Annotated in this window: 26 protein-coding genes; all 26 read right to left on the minus strand. The window is 43.4% G+C overall.

Translation table 11 applies throughout. The features are described 5' to 3' along the window. Positions 1 to 2: 2 nt before the first annotated feature. The 26 genes from hisC to NST79_RS11890 all read right to left on the minus strand — a co-directional run bounded on the left by hisC (position 3) and on the right by NST79_RS11890 (position 22,942). On the minus strand, positions 3 to 1,085 hold the full coding sequence (gene hisC, locus NST79_RS11765; protein ID WP_004399129.1) for a histidinol-phosphate transaminase: 1,083 nt from the start codon (positions 1,083 to 1,085) through the stop codon (positions 3 to 5). A 10-nt stretch (positions 1,086 to 1,095) separates the two neighbouring features. Beyond that, positions 1,096 to 1,899, minus strand: coding sequence for a tryptophan synthase subunit alpha (gene trpA / locus NST79_RS11770; protein WP_003230608.1), 804 nt, complete (start codon positions 1,897 to 1,899; stop codon positions 1,096 to 1,098). Then, complete coding sequence (gene trpB / locus NST79_RS11775; RefSeq protein WP_032726041.1) at positions 1,892 to 3,094, minus strand: tryptophan synthase subunit beta; 1,203 nt, start codon at positions 3,092 to 3,094, stop codon at positions 1,892 to 1,894. Before trpB ends, trpA begins: the two co-directional genes overlap by 8 nt. Further along, positions 3,075 to 3,722 carry a phosphoribosylanthranilate isomerase gene (locus NST79_RS11780; protein WP_212060704.1) on the minus strand — a complete coding sequence of 216 codons (648 nt, stop codon included), beginning with the start codon at positions 3,720 to 3,722 and terminating at the stop codon, positions 3,075 to 3,077. The genes trpB and NST79_RS11780 overlap by 20 nt, the downstream gene beginning before the upstream one ends. 4 nt (positions 3,723 to 3,726) lie before the next feature. Next, the gene (gene trpC / locus NST79_RS11785) at positions 3,727 to 4,479 is read right to left on the minus strand and encodes an indole-3-glycerol phosphate synthase TrpC (protein WP_212060706.1); all 753 of its coding nucleotides are present in this window, start codon (positions 4,477 to 4,479) and stop codon (positions 3,727 to 3,729) included. Next, a complete protein-coding gene (gene trpD, locus NST79_RS11790) occupies positions 4,472 to 5,488 on the minus strand; it encodes an anthranilate phosphoribosyltransferase (RefSeq protein ID WP_003245959.1) in 1,017 nt (338 codons plus the stop codon). The genes trpC and trpD overlap by 8 nt, the downstream gene beginning before the upstream one ends. After that, positions 5,460 to 7,007 (minus strand): anthranilate synthase component I, encoded by a 1,548-nt coding sequence (trpE, locus tag NST79_RS11795; RefSeq protein ID WP_212060708.1) that lies wholly within the window; start codon positions 7,005 to 7,007, stop codon positions 5,460 to 5,462. The genes trpD and trpE overlap by 29 nt, the downstream gene beginning before the upstream one ends. A gap of 215 nt (positions 7,008 to 7,222) precedes the next feature. Further along, a complete protein-coding gene (gene aroH, locus NST79_RS11800; RefSeq protein ID WP_004398675.1) occupies positions 7,223 to 7,606 on the minus strand; it encodes a chorismate mutase in 384 nt (127 codons plus the stop codon). Then, positions 7,603 to 8,691, minus strand: coding sequence for a 3-dehydroquinate synthase (gene aroB, locus NST79_RS11805; protein ID WP_014480126.1), 1,089 nt, complete (start codon positions 8,689 to 8,691; stop codon positions 7,603 to 7,605). The genes aroH and aroB overlap by 4 nt, the downstream gene beginning before the upstream one ends. Then, entirely contained in the window at positions 8,691 to 9,863 is a 1,173-nt protein-coding gene (aroC, locus tag NST79_RS11810) for a chorismate synthase (protein WP_004398727.1), read from the minus strand. The genes aroB and aroC overlap by 1 nt, the downstream gene beginning before the upstream one ends. A gap of 74 nt (positions 9,864 to 9,937) precedes the next feature. Further along, positions 9,938 to 10,708, minus strand: coding sequence for a protein-glutamate O-methyltransferase CheR (gene cheR, locus NST79_RS11815; protein ID WP_003230589.1), 771 nt, complete (start codon positions 10,706 to 10,708; stop codon positions 9,938 to 9,940). 236 nt (positions 10,709 to 10,944) lie between these two features. Then, positions 10,945 to 11,394 (minus strand): nucleoside-diphosphate kinase, encoded by a 450-nt coding sequence (gene ndk, locus NST79_RS11820; RefSeq protein ID WP_010886554.1) that lies wholly within the window; start codon positions 11,392 to 11,394, stop codon positions 10,945 to 10,947. A 117-nt stretch (positions 11,395 to 11,511) separates the two neighbouring features. Further along, the gene (gene hepT / locus NST79_RS11825) at positions 11,512 to 12,474 is read right to left on the minus strand and encodes a heptaprenyl diphosphate synthase component II (RefSeq protein WP_003246013.1); all 963 of its coding nucleotides are present in this window, start codon (positions 12,472 to 12,474) and stop codon (positions 11,512 to 11,514) included. A 25-nt stretch (positions 12,475 to 12,499) separates the two neighbouring features. Further along, a complete protein-coding gene (menG, locus tag NST79_RS11830; RefSeq protein ID WP_003230580.1) occupies positions 12,500 to 13,201 on the minus strand; it encodes a demethylmenaquinone methyltransferase in 702 nt (233 codons plus the stop codon). Positions 13,202 to 13,207: 6 nt separating this feature from the next. Next, positions 13,208 to 13,963 carry a heptaprenyl diphosphate synthase component 1 gene (hepS, locus tag NST79_RS11835; protein WP_004398550.1) on the minus strand — a complete coding sequence of 252 codons (756 nt, stop codon included), beginning with the start codon at positions 13,961 to 13,963 and terminating at the stop codon, positions 13,208 to 13,210. Between the two features lie 163 nt (positions 13,964 to 14,126). Further along, positions 14,127 to 14,354, minus strand: coding sequence for a trp RNA-binding attenuation protein MtrB (mtrB, locus tag NST79_RS11840; protein WP_003230576.1), 228 nt, complete (start codon positions 14,352 to 14,354; stop codon positions 14,127 to 14,129). A 21-nt stretch (positions 14,355 to 14,375) separates the two neighbouring features. Next, positions 14,376 to 14,948 (minus strand): GTP cyclohydrolase I FolE, encoded by a 573-nt coding sequence (folE, locus tag NST79_RS11845; protein ID WP_003225516.1) that lies wholly within the window; start codon positions 14,946 to 14,948, stop codon positions 14,376 to 14,378. A gap of 187 nt (positions 14,949 to 15,135) precedes the next feature. Beyond that, a complete protein-coding gene (gene hbs, locus NST79_RS11850; protein ID WP_003153447.1) occupies positions 15,136 to 15,414 on the minus strand; it encodes a non-specific DNA-binding protein Hbs in 279 nt (92 codons plus the stop codon). Between the two features lie 372 nt (positions 15,415 to 15,786). Then, positions 15,787 to 17,265, minus strand: coding sequence for a stage IV sporulation protein A (gene spoIVA / locus NST79_RS11855; protein WP_003230572.1), 1,479 nt, complete (start codon positions 17,263 to 17,265; stop codon positions 15,787 to 15,789). A 180-nt stretch (positions 17,266 to 17,445) separates the two neighbouring features. Then, positions 17,446 to 18,180 (minus strand): hypothetical protein, encoded by a 735-nt coding sequence (locus NST79_RS11860; protein WP_212060710.1) that lies wholly within the window; start codon positions 18,178 to 18,180, stop codon positions 17,446 to 17,448. A gap of 21 nt (positions 18,181 to 18,201) precedes the next feature. Then, a complete protein-coding gene (locus NST79_RS11865; RefSeq protein ID WP_004399143.1) occupies positions 18,202 to 18,405 on the minus strand; it encodes a DUF2768 domain-containing protein in 204 nt (67 codons plus the stop codon). 337 nt (positions 18,406 to 18,742) lie between these two features. Continuing rightward, positions 18,743 to 19,780, minus strand: a complete 1,038-nt coding sequence (locus NST79_RS11870) for an NAD(P)H-dependent glycerol-3-phosphate dehydrogenase (RefSeq protein WP_015251807.1) — start codon at positions 19,778 to 19,780, stop codon at positions 18,743 to 18,745. Positions 19,781 to 19,797: 17 nt separating this feature from the next. Beyond that, positions 19,798 to 21,108, minus strand: coding sequence for a ribosome-associated GTPase EngA (engA, locus tag NST79_RS11875; RefSeq protein WP_003230565.1), 1,311 nt, complete (start codon positions 21,106 to 21,108; stop codon positions 19,798 to 19,800). A 153-nt stretch (positions 21,109 to 21,261) separates the two neighbouring features. Next, positions 21,262 to 21,456, minus strand: coding sequence for a hypothetical protein (locus tag NST79_RS11880; RefSeq protein ID WP_003230563.1), 195 nt, complete (start codon positions 21,454 to 21,456; stop codon positions 21,262 to 21,264). Beyond that, positions 21,453 to 22,346, minus strand: a complete 894-nt coding sequence (locus NST79_RS11885; RefSeq protein ID WP_003230562.1) for a YIEGIA family protein — start codon at positions 22,344 to 22,346, stop codon at positions 21,453 to 21,455. Before NST79_RS11885 ends, NST79_RS11880 begins: the two co-directional genes overlap by 4 nt. Next, the gene (locus NST79_RS11890) at positions 22,343 to 22,942 is read right to left on the minus strand and encodes a hypothetical protein (RefSeq protein ID WP_003230560.1); all 600 of its coding nucleotides are present in this window, start codon (positions 22,940 to 22,942) and stop codon (positions 22,343 to 22,345) included. Before NST79_RS11890 ends, NST79_RS11885 begins: the two co-directional genes overlap by 4 nt. Positions 22,943 to 22,999 lie beyond the last annotated feature (57 nt).

Consider the following 22,999-nt stretch of genomic DNA (forward strand, 5'->3'; position numbering starts at 1 on the left):
TCTTATAAAATTTCAGCTAAAATGGCAAGTATTTCTTCATTTTGCTCTTTTGTTCCGATCGTAATCCGGAGTGATGTCGGGAAACCTAATGCGTTTCCTGACCGGACGATATAGCCTTTTTCCAGCAGAGCCTGAAACAGTTCATCAGCAGGACGTTTAAAGTCAATTAACACAAAATTTGTCTGTGAAGGGTAGCACTTTAAACCATGAGTTTTCGCAAAATCATAATACTGCTGAAGGCCTGCATTATTTTGCTCGACACAGGAAGCAATAAACGCTTGATCATCAAGTGCTGCAATCGCCGCAGCCTGGCCCAGACGGCTGGTATTAAACGGCTCTCTCGCCGGCTCAATCTGGCGAATCAGGTTCTCGTCAGCAATTCCGTATCCGACTCTGAGCGCTGCCAGACCGTATGCCTTTGAAAATGTGCGCAAAATCATCAAATTGGAATACTTGCTTAAGAGCGGCACGGTTTCCGGGTAATCCTCTGCTGTTACATATTCATAATATGCTTCGTCAAGAACGACAAGGACACGAGAAGGAACGCGCTCCAGAAATGCGAGTAATTCTCCTTCAGATGTATAAGTGCCAGTCGGATTATTCGGGCTGCATATCCAAACGACTTGTGTCTGTTCGTCGATGGCTTCTAACATGGCGTCTAAATCATGTGAGCCGTCGGGACGAAGTGCAATTTCACGTACTTCAGCACCTTCAATAACCGCATTATGTTTATATTGCGGAAAAGTGGGGGCAGCAGTAACCGTGTTTGTTTTATCGTTTAAAAATGCCCGGCAGATGATCTGTATGATTTCATCAGAACCGTTGCCGAAAATAAGTGATGTTTCGCTGACATTGAGGTGCTTACTGAGCCTTGTCCGCAAAGCGGCGCTATACCCGTCCGGGTAAAGGGCTAGCTGTTGAATCTCATGATGAAGCGCCTCTTTTGCAGCCTCTGAACAGCCGTAAGGATTCTCGTTTGAAGCAAGCTTCACAACTTTATCCAAGCCATATTCTGATTTCACTGCTTCAATCGGCTTTCCAGGCTGATAAGGCTTCAGCTGTTTTAAATGTTCTTTGATACGCAAATCAGTCACCTCATTTTAAACTGTACAAGCCGCTAAACGCCATTGCATAATCCTCAAACTCCTGCAGCGCCTGATTTCTCGTTTCAGCGCTGATGAGCCGGTCCTTTAATTCTTCTATTTTTCTGACGAGCGCACTTCCCACTACGACACCGTCACTAATTTCATTCATCTTTATGACCTGTTCACGGTTTGATATACCGAACCCTACAGCAACCGGAACAGTGCTGAGATTCTTCACAGTACGAATGAACGGGTACACGGATGAATTGAACTCATTGCGGACACCGGTCACACCCAGAGAAGATACACAGTAGACGAACCCCTCGGCTTGTTCAATAATGGTTTTCAAACGGCTTTCGCTTGTCGGCGCAACCAAAGAAATATACGTCACCTCATGGCTTTTACATTCCTCTTGAAGGCTGTTGCTTTCTTCTAATGGCAGATCCGGAACAAGCAGACCGTCAATATGATTTTCCCGCAGTAAAGCGAAAAAGTATTCTTTGTTCAATTGTAACACAGGATTATAATACGTAAAGAGGATAATCGGAATATTCACTCCGTTTTTTTTCATTTCTCCGCCTAATTCGATTGCCTTTACGATATTCATTCCTTGATCAAGCGCCCGCTTTGAAGCCCGCTGGATCACCGGACCGTCTGCAAGCGGGTCAGAGTATGCAACACCAAGCTCCAATGCTGTGGCGCCTGCTTTTTGAAGCGACTTCGCCAGTTCAATCGAAACCTCAGGAACTGGATCGCCCGCCGTAATAAACGGGATAAACAATTTTTCTGATGGTTGAAGATCCAATTTAAACATGGGCTTTCACCTCTTCTTCCAATACCTTCATTAATGTGTTGACATCCTTGTCTCCCCGTCCTGATAAACAGACGAGAATGAGTTGACCGCGATCCATTCCTTTGGCGAGTTTGAATGCTTTCGCTAACGCATGGGCAGATTCGATTGCCGGCAAAATCCCCTCTTTTTCTGACAAAAGCTTTAATGCATCCACCGCTTCTTCATCAGTGATACTGTCATAAGTGACACGGCCGCTCTTATGCAAGTGTGCGTGCTCCGGACCGATTCCAGGATAGTCGAGACCGGCTGAAATAGAGTAGGGCTCAATAATTTGCCCGAATTCATCCTGAATGAGATAAGTCAATGAACCGTGAATAACCCCTACGGTTCCTTTCGAAATAGTGGCGGCATGAAGAGGCGTATCAATTCCTTTTCCTGCTGCTTCAGCGCCGATCAGTTCAACATCTTCATTTAAAAATGCCTGAAACATACCTATCGCATTGCTTCCTCCGCCTACACATGCCACTACTTTATCAGGCAGAGTGCCTTCAATACGTTTCAACTGGTCCTTCGCTTCCTCTCCGATCATTTTTTGAAATTCACGGACCACTTGCGGATAAGGATGCGGGCCGACAACTGATCCAATCATATAAAAGTGATCCTCACAATGCTGAACCCAGTACCGGATCGCCTCATTTGTGGCATCCTTCAATGTTCCGTTTCCGCTTGTTACAGGCACTACCTCCGCTCCAAGAAGCTTCATGCGGAAAACGTTCAGAGACTGGCGGGCAACATCCTCTTCACCCATAAACACAGTACAGGAAAAGCCGAATTTGGCTGCAACTGTTGCAGCGGCAACGCCATGCTGGCCAGCACCGGTTTCAGCAATGATTTTCGTTTTGCCCATTTTTTTAGCAAGCAGCGCTTGACCTAGCGCATTATTGATTTTATGAGAACCTGTATGGTTTAAATCTTCTCGTTTCAAATAGATTTTCGCGCCGCCTAAGTATTCAGTGACTCGATCAGCGTATGTTAATGCAGTCGGCCGTCCGGAATAGTCCTTTAACAGCTTATAATATTCTTCACGAAAAACAGGATCATCCTTGATTTGCTTAAATGCTGTTTCTATTTCATCTAACGGCTGCATGAGTGTTTCCGGAACAAACTTTCCGCCAAAATCACCGTATCTGCCTATTTCATTCGGATATGGATACATATCGGTTCATCCTTTCTTCTAAAAGCCTCATCAGATTCTGATCTTTTTGTCCGTTTTTTTCAATTCCGCTGGCAAGGTCAATTCCTTCTGGCTGCCATTTCAATAGGCTGGTGATGCTATCCGGATTCACGCCGCCAGCGATAAAGCAACGTTTACCAATAGCCGCCTGCTGATATTCCGGCACACATTCCCAAGAAAATGCAACACCAGTTCCGCCTCTAGACCCTTTTACAGATGAATCAATCACAAAGCCGTCAACATTATCTTTAAAGCGGGCTATTTCTTGAGTTGTGTTATCCTGATGGTGAAGCGCCTTCCATATTTCACAGCCAGTCAGCTTGCGAAGAGCATCAGCATCCGTCGGTTTTTCATCACCGTGAAGCTGAATGACGTCGAGCTTCAAGCTCTTGGCAATACGTGACATCGTCTCTATTGATTCATTAACAAAAACACCTGCAACCTGTTTTTCGACACGAACTTGGTTCAGCCATTTTTTCACATTTTCCGGAGATACTTTTCGTTTGCTTTCAGCAAAAATAAATCCTAGGTAATCAGCCTGTGATTCCGCCGCAAGCTGCAAATCCTTTAGTGACCGAATACCGCAATATTTTAATGCCGGTTTCTTCACAACCTCACTCCCTAAACAAAGCATGGATTGCTTTACGCTGAGAAGTTTGTCTCATCAATGATTCACCGATAAGTACAGATCGCGCCCCATGTTCATTGACAAATGTTAAATGTTCTAAAGAACCGATTCCGCTTTCGCTGACAAGCAAGGATTCTTTCGGAACGAGAGATGCGATTTGTTCTGTCTGCTTTACAGATGTTTCAAACGTTTTTAGGTTTCGATTATTTACGCCGAGAATGTCGGGTGTGAACACTTTCAATATTTGTTCTAGCGTTGATGCATCATGAACCTCCACTAACACGTCCATCCCCTTTTCACCTGCTTCAAGATATAATTCATGAAGGTGTAAGGGATCAAGCACCTCGCCGATTAACAATATGGCATCCGCTCCGATTCTTCTTGATTCCTCTACTTGAAGAGAATCAATAATAAAATCTTTTCTAAGTACAGGAATCGAAACAGCACGCTTTACGTCTGATAAATAGCTGTTTTCCCCTTGAAAAAACGGGGTGTCTGTTAAAACGGAAATCGCATCTGCCTTCGCAGCCTCATAGTCTTTTGCAATCTGCACAGGTACAAAATCCTCTTTAATAAGCCCTTTTGACGGCGATGCTTTCTTCACTTCGGCAATCAACCCGATAAACCGATTCGGGCTTGCCAGCGCCTCCTTAAATGAACGTTTCTCGAAAGGCTGCTCTACCGGCAGAACCAGTGTTTTCACTTCTTCTTTCTTTTGTTTGATGATTTTTTCAAGCATAGATCTCTTCCTCTTTCTGCTTTAGTCGTTCAAGCTGCGCGGCAGCGCCTCCGCTTGTAATCGTCTCTAACGCCAGCTCCGTTCCTTCCTTCAGTGAGGCGGTAATTCCCGCCGTGTAAATCGCAGCTCCCGCATTAAAAGCCGTAATAGATAAAGCGGAACTGCTGCTTTTATTTTCAAAAATATTCTGAATGAGATAGGCGCTCTCTTTCGGTGACTGCACCTGTAAATCTTCAAGTCTGCCATTTGTGAAACCGAAATCTTCGGGTGAAACGGTATATTCCCGGCGCTCTCCGTCCTTTAATTCAATCACGTCGGTCGGTGCTGTAATTGAAAGCTCATCTAAACCGTCACGGCTTGATACAAACATGACGTGCTTCGGCTGAAACGTCTCCAGTGCGCTTGCCATCAGTCCAGCTTTTTCAACAGAATAGACCCCAATCACCTGACGCTTCGCCTGTAAAGGATTGCTGAGCGGCCCAAGCAGATTAAATACCGTTCTGAAACCTAGCTCTTTTCTAGTACCTGCTACATGTTTCATAGACGAATGGTAAAGCGGCGCAAAAAGAAATCCCATGTTGTTTGTTTCAATGCTGCTTTTGACCTTTTCGGGAGTGGTTTGAATAGAAACCTCTAGCTCCTCTAAAACATCAGCGCTTCCGCTTTTAGAAGAGACAGAGCGATTGCCATGCTTAGCGATTTTCGCACCAGCTGCCGAGGCAACAATTGCCGAGGCCGTTGAGATATTAAAAGTGGAAATACCGTCTCCCCCTGTTCCGCATGTATCAACAATATCAGGAAGTCCATCGACTGTAAGAGCGTGTGCCCGCATTGCCTTCACAAAACCCGCAAGCTCTTCTGGCGTCTCCCCCCGATGAGCAAGAATTGACAATATACCCCCCATTTCAGAAGGAGTCATTTCCGCTGCCATCATCATATTCATCAGCGTTTCAGCCTCACCGGCAGTAAGGGTTTTTCCGTCAACGCACAATTGTAGAAATCTGTTCATCAGCTTTATCCTCCTTGCTATGAAACATGTCTTCTGCAATATGAATCGTTTTCAGCAACGCACCGGCTTTATTACAGCTTTCTTCGTATTCGGCTTCCGGAACAGAATCAGCAACAATGCCAGCACCTGCCTGTATCGATGCAACGCCGTTCTTTACACTCATCGTGCGAATCGTAATACAAGAGTCGATATTCCCGTCAAACCCAATGTAGGCAATACATCCTCCGTATGTCTCTCTCGGTGTTGGCTCGAGCTCTTGCAAAAGCTGCATGGCACGGATTTTGGGTGCGCCTGTTAAAGTCCCCGCTGGGAAAGCAGACATCAGTGCATCGACAGGATGAACCCCTTTTTTCAATCGGCCTGTAACCACCGAGATAATGTGCATGACATGTGAAAAGGAGACAATTTTTGTGAACTCCGGCACAGAAACAGAACCATACTCTGCTACTCTGCCGATATCGTTTCGGGCAAGATCAACGAGCATGTAATGCTCCGCCTTTTCTTTTTCATCCTTCATCAGCTCAACCTTCAGTCTCTCATCTTCAGCTTTGTCTGCGCCGCGTTTTCTCGTACCGGCAATCGGATGGATTTCTAAGTGCCCGTCTTGAACGTGTATTAACCGTTCCGGAGAGCTGCCGACTATTTCTCTGTCTAGCAGTTTCATATAATACATATACGGCGAAGGATTGACGATCCTAAGCACTCGGTATAACTCAAAAGCATCTGCTTTTATCGGCACCTCAAATTTTTGTGATAAAACACCCTGGAAGATATCTCCTGCTTTTATATAGCTTTTGATTTTTTCTACATCAGCCATAAAAGCCGATTTTTCATAATTAGAAGATACCGTCTCAAAGCTGGGCGTCTTGTATGAATCAGCAGAGAGAAACAGCTCTTTTATGTTTTTTTGGTCCATCATTTTTTCAATGAGATTTTGAAGCTCCAGATGATTTTGATGGAATACATCCATTTTTTCGTTTTTTGTTTCCTCTCCATTAAGCCTTGCATATTGGATAAAGTGGACGTTTTTGGTTTCATGATCATACGCAATTAATGTCCGGCAAACAAACAGCATGCACTTTTCCATGTTTGTTTCTTTTGTATGCGAAGGAACAGAAGGCTCAATCAGCGGGATCATATCATAGCTTAAGTACCCGACAGCTCCGCCGACAAAAGGAATGCCAAGCTGAGGTGTTTTGATTTTGTATGTGGTATTCATCCAGTTCAGCACTTCTTTTAGTTCATTTCCTGTGTAAAGAGATTTGCTGTCCTGATCAGCGGCCGAAAAACGGCCCTGCTCTTCTTTAATTGTGAGAAATGGATTCAGGCCGATAAACGAATATCTGGACCAAGTGGATGTATCATCCTTGCTTTCAAGAAGATACGTAATCTCCCTGTCAAGCTTCTCTATCATTTGAATGGGTGTCAGTGTATCGACTGTGAAGGTCTCCACAATCGGTATCGTGTGGTGGGACAAGCTGTCCTCTAAAAATGCGGAAATGTTTGATTGGAAATTCATTGCTCTCACTCCTTATGGCAAGGAGAATGAGAAGATGGCATGAGAGGATAAAATACTATATAACAAATAAACCCAAAAGAAAGACTTCTTTTGGGTAGAATAAACATAATGTCTCAGCTCAACTAAACTCATTCTCTGCTACCCTATTCTCTAACTCAACTCATTCTAATTGCTTTATACACACTCTTGTGTATTTCTAAGCTGTTCTTATCGTATTACAATTCAGTATTTTTTGTCAATGATAAATCGGGCCTCAATACGACAGCTTTTTCTAAATATACATGTCTGATCTGATCCTGAGGGACATCTGTCTGGACCGTCATCATGACTCTTATGCACTTTTTCAGACCGCCTGTTACGTCCATTTCCTGCATACATGTTACCGGTACATACTGCCATCCTGAAAGCTCGCGAACAGCTTTTGCCGGGAAAACAGCGTGCAAATCAGGTGTAGCCGACAGAAGCATTTGAACAACATCTTCCGGTTTTGTATGATTTTCTTCTATGATTTTCTCTAACAGCTGTTTAGTTTTTTGTAAAATTTCTTCTTCAGTATCCCGTTCAACTGTAGTTGCTCCGCGAATTCCGCGAATCATCATGATGTCTCCTCCAATCGCCATTTGTTCAGCCAGCTCTCAAGTTCATTTCTGGAAAATGTATGATCAGCAACTTTCCCTAATTCGTTGAGCACAATAAACTGAATCTTCCCGCCACGGGTTTTCTTATCATTCATCATACGGTCCAAGAGAACCGAAGTTTCCGTCTCTTTTCTGATTTGACTTGGATAACCCAGGCTTTTTAGCCAGCTGACCAAACGTTTTCTGTCCATTTCACAGCCTACAGTCTTTTCGCTTATATATAAAGCAAACTGCATTCCAAGGGCTACGGCATCACCGTGAGTGATCTGCCCGTATCCATATTCCGCCTCAACGGCATGACCGAGCGTATGCCCGAAGTTTAAGTAAGCTCTTATCCCCTCTTCTTTTTCATCCTGCTGAACGACAGACGCTTTAATTGAAATGCCTTTAAAAATCATGTCATTCAGCTGATCATTAGTGATATCACGCAGTGAGTGGATATTCAGCAGCTCCTCCAGAAACGCTCTGTCATAGATGAAAGCGTGTTTAATCACTTCTGCCATTCCGGACCTAAGCTCTTTTTCAGGCAGAGAACGCAGGAAATCTGTATCATAGAGCACGGCTTTCGGCTGATAAAACGCACCGATTAGATTTTTTCCAAGCGGATGGTTCACGGCTACTTTTCCTCCGACTGCGCTGTCATGCGCCAAGAGCGTCGTAGGCATTTGGATGAAATCAATGCCGCGCATAAAAGTGGCAGCCACAAAACCGGCAAGATCCCCTACAACACCGCCACCGAATGCGATGATGCATGAGGAGCGATCCAAATGAAAACGAATCGCTTCACTCTGCAATTTTGTGTACATGTCCATGGATTTTGCCTGCTCTCCACTCGGTACCGTCACTTTTTTCACAGGCCATTTATCTTGCAGCAAATGGAGCATTTCATCACCATACAGGCGGTCCACCTCTTCATCCGTGACAAGCATAATCCTTGTTAAAGGCCTGTTTAAAGAGGTTAATAGTTCGCAAGCCTTTTTTCTGATACCTTGTCCGATAAAAACAGGATATGACGAGGAAGCAGTTTGAACATGCAGTGTCTTCATTAAAATTCCCTCGACAGTTTTCTCATATTCTCCACATTTTCTCTAATGCGGTCAATTTGATCTAATCCGAATTGTTCAACGACTGCGTTCGCAATTTCCCAAGCGACAGCCGCTTCAGCGACTACACTTGCTGCAGGAACAGCACAGCTGTCTGAACGTTCAATGCTGGCGGAAAACGGTTCTTTCGTTTCAATATCGACACTTTTCAGCGGTTTATACAAAGTCGGAATCGGCTTCATGACTCCGCGGACAACGATTGGCATCCCTGTCGTCATGCCGCCTTCCAGTCCGCCAAGTCTGTTAGTAGCACGGGTGTATCCTTTTTCCTCGTCCCAAATGATCTCGTCATGGACTTCGCTTCCATTTCGGCCTGCCGCCTCAAATCCGATCCCGAATTCCACACCTTTAAATGCATTAATTGACAGTACAGCGGCAGCAAGCTTGCTATCCAGTTTGCGGTCATAATGGACATAGCTGCCCACGCCTACCGGCATTCCCTCGACAATGACTTCTACTATTCCGCCGATGGAATCTCCGTTTGCCTTTGCTTCATCAATGGCAGCCATCATTTTTTTGCCTGCCTCTTCATCGTAGCATCTGACAGGAGACTCTTCCGTTACGCGCTGCAGGTCTTCAATTGACGTATATTCTGTTTTTTCAGCTTTAACAGCGCCAATTTGCAACACGTGGCCCGCCACCTTAATGCCAAGCTCAGAAAGAATCTTTTTAGCTACAGCCCCTGCCGCCACTCTGACAGTTGTTTCCCTTGCTGAAGAACGCTCAAGCACATTTCTCATATCACGATGATTATATTTAATTGCACCGTTTAAGTCAGCGTGCCCAGGTCTAGGTCTGGAAATCTGGCGCTTCATTTCCTTTTCTTCATCTTCTGTAATTGGAGCGGCGCCCATGATTTTTGTCCAATGCTTCCAATCGTTATTTTCAACTACGAGAGCAATTGGTGAACCGAGTGTACGTGCATGGCGCACCCCGCTCATAATTTTGGCCTGGTCTTTTTCGATCTGCATGCGGCGGCCGCGGCCGTGTCCTTTTTGGCGTCTGGCAAGCTCAAAATTGATATCTTCCTCCGTTATGTAAAGCCCGGCAGGTACACCCTCAATAATGGTTGTCAGTTGGGGGCCGTGTGATTCTCCGGCTGTTAAATATCTCATGACTTCTTCTCCCTTCATCGCATTAACGCTTTTAAGTAAGACTACTATAACATATTTTTCAGCAAAAAGTCAGTCTATCTTTTTTGATAAAAGAATGTATCGGCTGGGACTAGGCCAAATTTCTCGGGATTGAAGATTTGCTCGGTGCTGCCGACAAAAAGAACTCCATTCTTCTTCAAGCTATGTGCCATTTTTAAATACAGCTCTTCCTTCGCGCTTTCTGTAAAATAAATAAATACATTGCGGCACACGATTAAGTCAAAGTCTTGTTCATAACGATCCGCCAGCAAATTGTGCTTTTTGAATGTAATATTCTTTTTGATTTCCGTTTTCACTTCATAACTTCTATTTGCGTTTTGCGTAAAATAACGATCTTTCACAGATAGCGGCACTTCCTGTAAAGACCGCTCCTGATAAACGCCTTTTTTCGCTTTTTCCAATGCTTTTTCATCAATATCCGTCGCTAAAATCTGATAGCCCGGAAGACCTTTTTGCTGGTCCAAAAGCATGGCAAGCGTGTATGGCTCCTCCCCCGTTGAGCAGGCGGCACTCCAAATTTTTAAAGGCCTAGAGGTCTTGATTAACGGCAGAATTGCAGTCTCAAGAACTTCCCATCTTTTATAATTACGATAAAATTCTGAAACATTGATCGTCATTCTGTCCAATGTTTCATTTAAGAGAGCTTGATCCTTTTCCAATGCCGCAGCAAAGTCCTTAAAGCTTTGGAACCCCTTTTTCTCATAAAGTGACGTTAGCCTTCTCTTCATTTGTGCTTCTTTATATAGTGTTAAATCGACTCCGGTTAATTGTTTCCATTTCGTTGTAAATACGCTGTATGTATCCATCTCTACTCTCCCAGTCTCGCTGTCTTTTTGTCCTAGTATAGCTTGTTTTATCAGGAAATTGTATTGTTTCAATAAAAAAATCAGCTTTTCAGCTGATTTTAGATCGTTGGGAAAGGCAGAGGTCTGATGCACACTGCCATTCAACCCTTTATTCACTTTAATGTAAACCTTTACAAAACAGAACAAAAACCGGCGGCGTTATATGTTGCCGGCTCTGTTGCTTATTTTCACAATGATTAATAGATCCAGCCTGCCATAAGCTGCTGATATGATACTAATTCTTCATTCTTAAAGAAAATGTTAATCTCGCGTTCTGCACTTTCGAGAGAATCAGAGCCGTGGATGATGTTTTTTCCGACAAACATGCCATAATCCCCACGAATCGTACCAGGTAAAGCTTCTTTAGGGTTTGTTTTCCCGATCAGCTGTCTCGTCACTTCAATGACATTTTCGCCTTCCCACACCATTGCGAATACAGGTCCTGAAGTAATAAACTCAACGAGCTCTCCGAAGAAAGGCTTACCTTGATGTTCGGCGTAGTGTTTCTCAGCCATTTGTTCAGTCACTCTCATTAACTTGGCGCCAGCTAATTGTAAGCCCTTACGTTCGAATCTAGATAAAATGTCCCCAATGAGCTGACGTTGGACACCGTCTGGTTTCACCATGATAAAAGTCTTTTCCATCATATTCTCCACCCCATCATTATGTATGTATAGGCTTTCACACTGCACACCGAAATCGTAACATCTTTCTGATAATTAATCAATCCGGGGCGGAGAAATTTCTTAATATCTACAAAAAAATTAAAATTTTCTTTTACCGATATATTTTGCGATGGCTGCAAGAGATGAGCGTGCGCGCCCTCGAGGAAGCGTGTTTAATTTCTGAAAAGCTTTCTGCAGATACATTTCGCTTACTGCCATAGATGCTTCAATTGCATCTGTTTTTTTGATTTCTTCAATGATTGGTTCAAGCTGTTCCTGCGTTGTCTCACTGTTAATCAATTTAAGCTGGTTTTTTAATGCAGGATTTTTCAGGGCATACAGCACTGGCAATGTGACGTTTCCTTGAAGCAAATCTCCTCCAACGGGTTTACCCAGCTCTTCTTCAGTTGAAGTAAAATCAAGAATATCATCAATAATCTGATAAGACATGCCGACGTAATACCCAAACCAGTACAATGCCTTATGAATCTTCTCATCAGCTCCAGACGCAATAGCACCAAGCTGGCAGCTGACCGCGATCAAGAGAGCCGTTTTTCTTTTGATACGGCGGAGATACGTTCTGAGATTTTGTTCCATGTTGTATTTGTCTTTGATCTGCTCAATTTCCCCTAGACAAACTTCAACGATCGTCTGTGACAAAATCCTATGGGCTTTCGGTTCGTTAATTCTCGTCATCATTTCAAGAGATCCCGCAAGCATATAATCGCCTGTGTACATCGCAATACGATTGTCCCACTTTGCTTTGATTGTCGGTTTTCCTCGGCGAAGCTCCGCATCATCAATGACATCATCATGAACCAAAGATGCCATGTGAATCATTTCCAGAGTGACGGCGACATATTTAATCTTATTAATATCGTAATCGCCAAACATGCCAGAAAGCAGCACGAAAACAGGCCGAATACGTTTCCCTCCGGCCTGCAGCAGGTGAAGACCTGCCTCGCTTAAAAGCGGGTAATCGGAACGTACGGTTTGTTCAAGTTCTCTTTCGATTACATCAATATCGTCATTTAAAAAAGAGTAGGCCATTTTAAATTTCATATCATTCACCCAAACATCTGTGTTTTCATTTCCATCCGATATGCGTGGCAGCGACTCCGCCAGTAAACGAATGATATTTAACATTTTTCAGGCCCGCCTCTTCAAACAGGCCTGCCAGTTCCTTCATTCCAGGGAAATCTCTGGCTGATTCTTGAAGCCAAGAATATTCTTTATAGCTCTTCGCAAACAGTTTCCCGAAAAACGGCATAATATACTTAAAGTACATAAAGTAAGCCTGTCTGAATCCGAACATTTCCGGCTGGGACGTTTCCAGACATACCACCTGCCCGCCCGGCTTCACTACACGTCTCATCTCTTTCAGTACAGTCAAGTAATCAGGGACATTGCGGAGTCCGAAGCCAATGGTGACATAATCAAATGTATCATCATCAAAAGGAAGCTCCATCGCATTTCCGTGCAGCAGTTCAATTTGGCTGAATCCGCCGTCTTTTACTTTCTGCTCGCCGACACTCAGCATATTTTCACTGAAATCCAAGCCCTTGATCTCGCCGCTTTTGCCGGCCGCTTTTGCAAGAGCGATCGTCCAGTCAGCCGTTCCGCAGCAGACATCAAGTGCTTTTGCGCCTTCTTTTACATTCATGATGCGCATCGTTTTGTCGCGCCATTTTTTATGCTGCTGAAAACTGATGACAGAGTTCATTTGGTCATAGTTTTTATATATTTTTTCAAATACTCCGTGTACGCGCTGTTCTTTTGAGTCCTGCATAATGGTTTACCCTTCTTCCACTTTCTGATGATAGGTTTGATCTTGGCTGATTGTCTTCAGACGGTTTATTAAAATGTTCTGAATAGGTGAATTTAGAGGCAGAAGTGACTCAATGCTGTTTTTCGCTTTTTTAAAACAATCTTCTAATATCTCTTCTTTTGTTTTTCCCAGCTGTATAAAACTGCCGATCACATCCAGAAATGCATCATTTCCGTTCATAAGCCGCTTAAATACAAAAAAATCACTCGACAGCTTTTTCCAGCGCGGAAGGTTGAAGTGTTCCGCCACACGATGGAATAAAGCTGATTCAACGATGCCGACACTTTCGAAAAAATCGTTTTCGTCCTTGAAAGAACGGTCATACAGACGAATTTTATGTTCGTTGATTTCTTTAATGGCTGTAGCAAGCGTCCGAATCATGTAGATATCCTTCATTTCAGATAGTAAAGAGTAGTACAGCCCGCTGAAATAATCGCCCGCGAGAACAGTCAATTGGCGGTTTTTGTTTTCGTCTCGTTTTATGACTCTAGCTGTCGTCACTTCATCATGGGTATCAAGGGCGCTTTGTACAAGCATCGCTGTTACAATATAATTTTCTCTGTCGTTGTTTTTTATGTCAGCTTCTTCAAATAAAGCATGAAAAAGAAGAAGCTTATCCTCATCAATTTTCGGCGCGGAAATATGCTTCGCTAAATAAGGATGAGACAGCTTTTGTTTTAATTTCGTGTTCAGATTGGCTAAAGTTCCGTAGATGTCTTGCAAAAATATCACCCTTGTCCCCAAATTCACATTTATTTCTTAATCTATGTATGAGTTTTATCTTTTCATTCGCTTACGCAGGTATCATTATAGCATAAAAAAAAGAAATTGGCTGTATCCTCCCGCTGTTTGCGAGCATTTGCTTTTAACAGCGGGGACAGCCAGCTTATTTTTTTTCGCTTTTCATTTCTCCGTACGCGGTTTGAATCAGTGCCTCTCCTCTGACTTTAATGGCAGAAGTATGCTCTGTAAACTGAGCGATGATCACTTCTCCCTTGTCGAGTTTTTCGGAATGGTGAAACTTTGTGTCTGTTCCTCTTGTCAGGCCGATCACATTCACTCCGTCCTCAACGGCTTTAATGACGACAAAATCACTTGAATGCTTTTGGTTCATTTATAGCACCCTCTATCTTTATTAGTCCTGGCGTTTAATATGTTCCAATACTTCTGCACGGGCAGCGGCATCATCTTTAAAAACGCCTCTGACTGCTGAAGTCACAGTTTTCGCACCCGGTTTTCTTACACCGCGCATCGTCATGCACATGTGTTCCGCTTCAACCACTACCATTACGCCATGCGGATCAAGCGTTTCTACGATGCTTTCTGCAATTGTAGAAGTGATGCGTTCCTGAAGCTGCGGGCGCTTTGCAACGGCTTCAACGGCACGTGCCAGTTTGCTGAGCCCTGTGACCTTTCCGCCTCGCGGGATATATGCAACATGTGCTTTTCCATAAAAGGGAACAAGGTGATGCTCACACATAGAATGAAATGCGATATCTTTTACAAGAACAAGCTCCTCATGGTTTTCACCGAAGATAGTCTGGAAATGTTCTTTTGGATCTTCATTCAAGCCGGAGAATACTTCGGCATACATCTTTGCGACTCTTTTCGGAGTATCAAGAAGCCCTTCTCTATTCGGGTCTTCTCCGATCGCTTCTAAAATTTGACGAACAGCTTGTTCGATTTGCTCTTTATTAACTTCTTTCATGTTCTATGTCCTCCACCAATGAATACATTTAATTTCGATTCTAGCACATATGCCCCGCTAAAAGCAAAGTGAATGCCCTGTCAGGAAGCCCATGCTCTTGAAATATGAAAAGCCCCTTAGAAAGGGGCTTTTCTGTGAAGAAATAAAGTGTATGTAAGCTAGATGCATACACGATCTATATTCACAATTATTTTCCGGCAACTGCGTCTTTAAGCGCTTTACCTGGTTTGAAAGCAGGTACTTTGCTTGCTGGAATTTCGATTTCTTCACCTGTTTGAGGGTTGCGTCCTTTACGTGCAGAACGTTCACGCACCTCGAAGTTACCAAAACCGATCAGTTGGATTTTATCACCGTTTTTAAGTGCATCTAAGATCGTATCAAAAACAGAGTCAACTGCTTTTGTAGCGTCTTTTTTAGACAATTCGCTTGCTTCTGCAACCGCATTGATAAGTTCTGTTTTGTTCATGCCTTTCACCTCCTCCCAAAAGGATACATTCAGTTCGTTTATTATCATTTCTTCACAGTTCAGTCTGATTCTAAACCTGTCTCAGAAAAAAATGAGAGCAAGTAAGAGAAAGACAATTAAACGGCTTTTAAGAAAAACTGCACTCTGAGGAATGTTTGTCCAACAAAGTGAAGAATTTCTGTATGTAGAGTAACACATATAAAAAGCCATATCAAGCATTTTAAAGCGTCAATCCCTTGCTCGTCAAGGATTTAAGGTGATTTACCGAACAAATATTCCTTTTTTTCCTTTTTTCATCCTATTCCTTGATCCTTTTCCATTATTAAGAGCAAAGAAAAAAGACCTCCCATTCTATAAAGAGGTCTACCGGTATTACAGGATGATGGCGATTAAGCCGCCAGAGCCTTCGTTTATGATTCTTTCTAATGTTTCTTTTAATTTATACCGTGCGTTTTCAGGCATTAATGACAGCTTTGCCTGAATCCCTTCTCTCACAATTGAGCTCAGCGACCTTCCGAAGATATCGGAATTCCAGATGGAGAGCGGATCATCCTCAAAGTCCTGCATTAAATAGCGTACAAGCTCTTCACTTTGTTTTTCAGTTCCGATAATCGGGGCGAATTCGCTTTCGACATCGACTTTGATCATATGGATCGACGGAGCGACAGCTTTCAGCCTCACACCGAATCGCGAGCCCTGCCTTATAATTTCCGGCTCATCGAGACTCATATCAGCTAAAGCAGGCGCTGCAATGCCGTATCCCGTCTGTTTGACCATTTTTAAGGCATCAGACACTTGATCATATTCTGTTTTCGCATGGGCGAAGTCTTGCATGAGCTCAAGCAGATGGTCTCTTCCTCTGATTTCGACGCCCACAACTTCTTTTAGGATTTGATCATATAGATGATCAGGCGCGTACAAATCAATTTCTGCCACCCCTTGGCCCAGCTCAATTCCGGCTAATCCGGCACTTTCAATGAATTCAAACTCGCTGAATTGGCCGACAACCCTGTCTACGTCCCGGAGCCGTTTAATATCCTTAACCGTTTCCTTCACGGACTCCTGATAGCTTTCACGCAGCCAATGGTTTTCTTTCAGCACCATTACCCAGCTTGGGAGATTGACATTCACTTCTAGCACCGGAAACTCGTAGAGGGCCTCTCTGAGCACACTCAGCACATCTGATTCCCGCATGCTCTCTACACTCATTGCCAATACCGGGATATCATATTTTTCGCTTAAATCCTGGCGCATGGCTTCCGTTTCCGGGTGATACGGCCTGACTGAGTTGATGACCATAATAAAAGGTTTGCCAACCTCTTTCAGCTCTTCAATGACCCTTTCTTCAGCCTCTATATAGTCACTTCTGGCGATATCTCCAATGGTGCCGTCTGTCGTAATGACAACTCCGATGGTCGAGTGTTCTTGAATGACTTTTCGAGTGCCGATTTCAGCAGCCTCATGAAATGGGATCGGTTCTTCGTACCAAGGCGTATTGATCATCCGCGGCCCGTTTTCATCTTCATATCCTTTAGCCCCGGGCACTGTGTAACCTACACAATCTACTAATCTTATATTCACATCGAGTCCGTCTGACACATGAACAGACATCGCCTGATTCGGAACAAATTTAGGCTCTGTAGTCATAATGGTTTTGCCGGCTGCGCTCTGCGGCAGTTCATCCTGCGCTCGGGCCCGGTCTGCTTCGTTACTGATATTCGGGAGCACCACAAGCTCCATAAATTTTTTAATGAACGTGGATTTTCCTGTACGGACAGCACCTACGACTCCTAAGTATATATCGCCTCCTGTTCGTTCAGCGATATCCTTGAAAATATCGACCTTTTCCAAGTGATCCCCTCCCGGACTTCCTATCCTTTTCAATTTTATTAAGCTCTTTCAATCAAACACAGGACACTATATGTGTATGACGTTGTCCTATTTGAATATGACATCTTTAGAAAATTTCTCATCCTCAATCTATTAATATAAAAAAACCTTTCTCCCTATTTGTATGCAAGGGAGAAAGGTTCATTCCTTTTTCATATCATTTTCTAAAAAAACAGGTTCCTGTTTGTCATTTACCGTATATTTTACAGAAAACGCGGGGACAAAGGGGGTTTCATGCCAAATCATATCCTGGATTTCAGTCCCGGGTTTAAACGTTTTTTTGCTTTTTTTGAGGCAAGAAGCCAGCTCAGTCCGGTAATCGGCATATATTTCTCCGTCTCCGTCAATCATAAGCGGCAAGGAATTCCCTGAGATTGGGCTTGTCACTGTAAGAGAGCTGCCATCCCCAAGCTTCTTCTCATCGAGTGTAAATAAATCACGAGATAGCACATCCTTGTAAGGCGGATATTGATGCTCCTGACGGTACATTTGGATGCGCAATTTCACATCGCGAATTTTTTCTGCCATCTTTAGATCAATTAATTTAACAGTCGGATCGTTCTCTACGTCAACAAGCACGTATTGATAGTCTCCCCCGCTTTCAAATGCCGTACTTGGAGGTTCAGCTATGTACCTTGGCGCTAACCGATTAAAGTCTATCGGATATTTTTGATATAGCGGTGTCGACATATCTTTGGTTTGAATGGGAAGCAGGCCTCCATTTGCCTTTTGAAATTCATCAACAGCAGATTGAACCTGCTTTAGCTGGTCTTGATAAGGAATGGCATGCACACTGCTTTTCCGTTCATTTGGATATAAACATCCGGATAAAAACACGACTGCCGTAAAAATGATTGCGCACTTCAGTTTACCCATACAGCACTTCCTTTTACAGCTTTATTCATTGACAGGGCCGCTAAAAACCACGACAAACACAATAATTCCAGATATGAGCATACACATGTATGCGAATGATGAAATCGCAATCTTCAAAAAACGGTTTTGGCACTTAAAGCGGCTTAAATAGATGGAAGCTACAGCCAGAAACATCAGACCCATGGACCCTAGAGCAAACCACATTTTCATCAATGCCAGATTCAATGACGTGCGCCTCCCCGATATGTAAGATGTAAGCGTTATATTATATTTTAATATACAGCGCCGGAAAAGATCAACCAGATTTTCCATCCATTGATAGAACAAAAAAACTGAAGCAAAGAGGGGGACCTTCGCTTCAGTCAACTTGACTATATTCACCTGCACGTTTAAGAAACACTCTCTTGGACTTCGATGCTATAGTATGCGACTTGGCATACAGATGCATCCTCTATTGCCTAAATCGGCAAAATGTTTCAGGAGATCCCAAGACTTGGGTGTTCTTCTGTTTTTCGGGCTTTCGTTCAATTAAGATATGCGATTCACCATTTGATTGACACTTTTACTTCACTTGATTTTCAAACGTATTTACCAAATCCTCCATCTCGTGGGTTTTCCCTCTCGCCATTAAAGATTCAACAGCGGTTTCCACTTTTTGTCCGTTGAATAGGACCTGATGGAGAGCTTCTGTAATCGGCATTTTAACATCATATTTCTTCGAAAGCTGATAAGCCGCTTTCGTCGTGCGGACGCCTTCGACTACCATTCCCATCTCTTCAAGAACATCTTCAAGCTTGTACCCTTTTCCGAGCAAATTGCCCGCACGCCAGTTTCTGGAATGAACACTTGTGCACGTCACAATCAGATCGCCTACTCCTGTCAATCCAGAGAACGTCAAGGGATTTCCGCCCATTTTCGTTCCGAGTCTCGCGATTTCGGCAAGTCCGCGTGTAATCAAAGCAGCTTTGGCATTGTCGCCGTACCCTAAACCATCTGTAATTCCTGCAGCAAGGGCAATAATATTTTTTAAAGCCCCTCCGATTTCAACTCCGATAATGTCAGGATTTGTGTACACCCGAAAATTGTGATTAATAAATAGATCCTGTACCTCTTCTGCTGCCCTCATGCTCTTTGAAGATGCAGTAACAGTTGTGGGGTGCCGCAGCCCTACTTCTTCCGCATGACTCGGGCCGGAAAGGACAACGATATCTTTTCTGACATCACTCGGGAGCTCAATTTCCATAATTTCAGAAATGCGCAGAAGTGAATCTGGCTCAATACCCTTGCTGACATGAACAAAGACTGCCTTTTTCGTTATAAAAGGGACAGCCTGTCTCAGCACTTCCCGAATTGCTTTTGTCGGGACCGCAACGATAATGAAATCTGCGTCTGAAACAGCTGTCTTCATATCCGTTGTTGCCTCTATTGATTCTGGAAGCTTGACGTTCGGCAAATAATCTTTATTTTCATGCTGATCATTGATTTGATGGATCAGATCTGCACGGTGCCCCCACATGGTTACATCGTGATGATTATCAGCTAACACTAAAGCCAGTGCTGTTCCCCAGCTCCCCGCTCCGAGCATTGTGACTTTTTTCATATTTGCTTCACACCTTTTTATTTTCTAGCTCTTGCAAATATTTTGATTGGTGTCCCCTCAAAACCGAACGCGTCTCTGATTCGGTTTTCTAAAAACCGTTCGTATGAAAAATGCATCAATTCCGGATCGTTTACAAACACAACGAAGCTTGGCGGCTTTACCGACACTTGAGTCGCATAGTAAATTTTCAAACGAGAACCGTTATGAGTCGGTGTCGGATTCATTGCCACAGCGTCCATGATGACATCATTTAAGACGTTTGTTTGAACTCGAAGTGAATGATTTTCACTAGCTTTGATAATCGCAGGCATCAGCGTATGGATCCGTTTTTTCGTTAAGGCAGACATAAATAGGATTGGCGCATAATCCAGAAATTGAAAATGATCGCGAATATTTTCTTCAAATTCTTTCATCGTGCTCTCATCTTTGTCAACAGCATCCCATTTGTTTACGACGATGACGACGGCCTTGCCCGCTTCGTGTGCATAGCCGGCGATGCGCTTATCCTGTTCAATAATGCCTTCTTCGCCATCCAGCACAACCGCCACGACTTCTGAGCGGTCAATCGCTTTCAGCGCCCGCAGTACACTATACTTCTCAGTCGTTTCATAGACTTTCCCTTTTTTTCGCATACCTGCAGTATCGACAATGACAAACTCCTGCTGGTTGTAAGTAAATGACGTATCAACAGCATCTCTTGTCGTTCCAGCCACGTTGCTGACAATAACGCGTTCTTCGCCGAGCATCGCATTCACAAGTGAGGACTTTCCGACATTTGGACGTCCGATCAGACAGAATTGAATAACTTCTTCATTGTATTTCGTTTCAGGAATGTTTTTAAAATGCTCTGCAACGGCATCCAGTAAATCACCCAGTCCGAGTCCGTGTGTTCCCGAAATTGGATACGGCTCGCCAAAGCCTAGCGAATAAAAATCATAAATATTCGCTCTCATTTCTGTGTTATCCAGTTTATTAACCGCTAAAACAACAGGCTTTTTTGTGCGGTACAAAATTTTCGCCACTTCTTCATCAGCAGCTGTCACGCCTTCACGGCCGTTCACCATAAAAATAATCACGTCCGCTTCATCCATGGCGATTTCAGCCTGCTGGCGAATCTGCGCTAAGAACGGCTCATCACCGATATCAATACCGCCCGTATCAATCAAATTAAAATCATAATTCAGCCATTCAGCCGAGCTGTATATCCGATCCCTTGTCACGCCAGGGGTATCTTCTACTATTGAAATTCTTTCTCCCGCAATCCGGTTAAAGATTGTGGATTTTCCTACATTTGGTCTCCCGACAATGGCTACGACAGGTTTACCCATAGTACCCTTCCTTTCAATCCAGCCGCTTTCATTTTTACATAAATTTTCAACCGGTTATTAAAATCATTTCATTCACTTTTATGAAAAGAAACCCTTCAGAGGAAGGGCTTAACTCATTTATTATATCAGTTTTTACTGGGATCACAACTATTCTTAAAAATGTTTCACGATCAAATACACGTCATCTCCGATTCTGTGAGCTATTCCATCAAGGATCGCCTCAAGATTTTTAGCGAAAAGCTCCATCTCCTTTTGGTCATTGCAAAAAAAGACAGGTGCTCCCCCTGCAACCCGATTTCGATTTGTCGTGATTACAGACAAAATCACTTTCGTAAGAGATTCACTCATCCTATCACCTTATCCTGATTCTTGATAAATTCAGTCGGCATTCTAATCGCATTTTCCAGGGTTGGAACATTGCTAATAATTTGAACAGCCGTTTCGGGATGGTGAATTTGCGGGAGAACAAATACTGCCACTCTCCCATCATTTAAATCCCGTTTTGCAATTGGTGTCAAAGATGGCTCTCCTGAATCCCGATAAACCCCGAGCACATTGGAAACATCAAATAAAATGGCCTGACGCTGCCCTAAATTTGCTATCGTCGCTGCTGAATTAAAGTTTTTCGGCGTCAAAATAAAGCCCATGCCATGCTTTAAAATCAGTTCCTGTTTCTCTGGAAGCCCGATATTCATCATATAAATATTATCAACAAACAGTCCCGGACCGTCAAAGCGCGGCTTTATGTACTCGATATCTACAATATCCTTCAACACACTGCCCGACATAAACTTCATGGCCAGTAAAAAACAAACGACAGCCGCTATGACTGCAGCCCAGATGGATAAAAACACATACGCAGAGGTTGTCAAAAGCGCTGTAAAGATCACAATATAATTTCTGCTTTCAAACGCAATGGCAATCCCCTCAATATATGTGCTTCCCCTTGAGACAAGTTCATACGAATCCATTTGCGTCAATGTGTTCCGCTCCATGTTTCGGACATCTCTAAATTGCGTCGCTGCCAATGTTAAAAATGTGATGGCCGTAAATTCCTCCTGCAAAAGCGCCGGCATAATAATTGCACCTAAACCAGCCGCTATCAACCCCAGTGCGATGTGAATCACTTTCCCATGTACATAGGTCGGATACTGGCGGTAATCCGTTTTCAGCATATAAAGCCTTGTCGCAATTCCGGCAATGACCCCAGCAATAATCGGATAGATGTAATCACTCATGACATTTTGGTAGCTCCTTTGTTTGATCTTTTGCTTTTCTGACCAATCTGGCTTGCGAGGTGTTCGTATTTAGATATGCCAAACAGCAATATCATCCCCGCAGAACACGCATTCAGCCATTGAAAGCCGCCGACAGCCATAGCCCCGGCCAACTTCTGGATCACAAATGAATACACCAGTTCGCCTTGGCACATCCCTAGGACAAATAAGACAAGCTGCTTCTCAAAATTCCTTTCAACAGAAGCTGTTAAAAGCACTATTAATATAACAGCAGCCCACTCAGGTTTTATGATGAACCAAACCGGGTCATATAATGCAAAAAGATAAACAAACGCATACGCGGCAACAAGCGTCAGATAGACCATGATGTAACGAAAACGATACATTCCCAAATACCCGGCATAGACACATCCGCAAACGAAAAACATCAAATATGCAGCATTCAGGGAAAAATATAAAGCGATGTCATGTATGCTTAGAATAATATTAGTTAAAATAAAGACAGAGACGGCAATTCGTCTTTTCGTCTTTTCAAAAATAAATGTTGTCAGAACCCACAGAAACCACATTGACCAATAGTAATAAAATTGTTCCATTTTACTTCCTCCATATTCCCAGTATGGAGTTCAAGCACATTTTTTAAACAATCGATC

The sequence above is a fragment of the Bacillus sp. PS196 genome, assembly GCF_037963555.1.
GTDB classification, from domain to species: domain Bacteria; phylum Bacillota; class Bacilli; order Bacillales; family Bacillaceae; genus Bacillus; species Bacillus subtilis.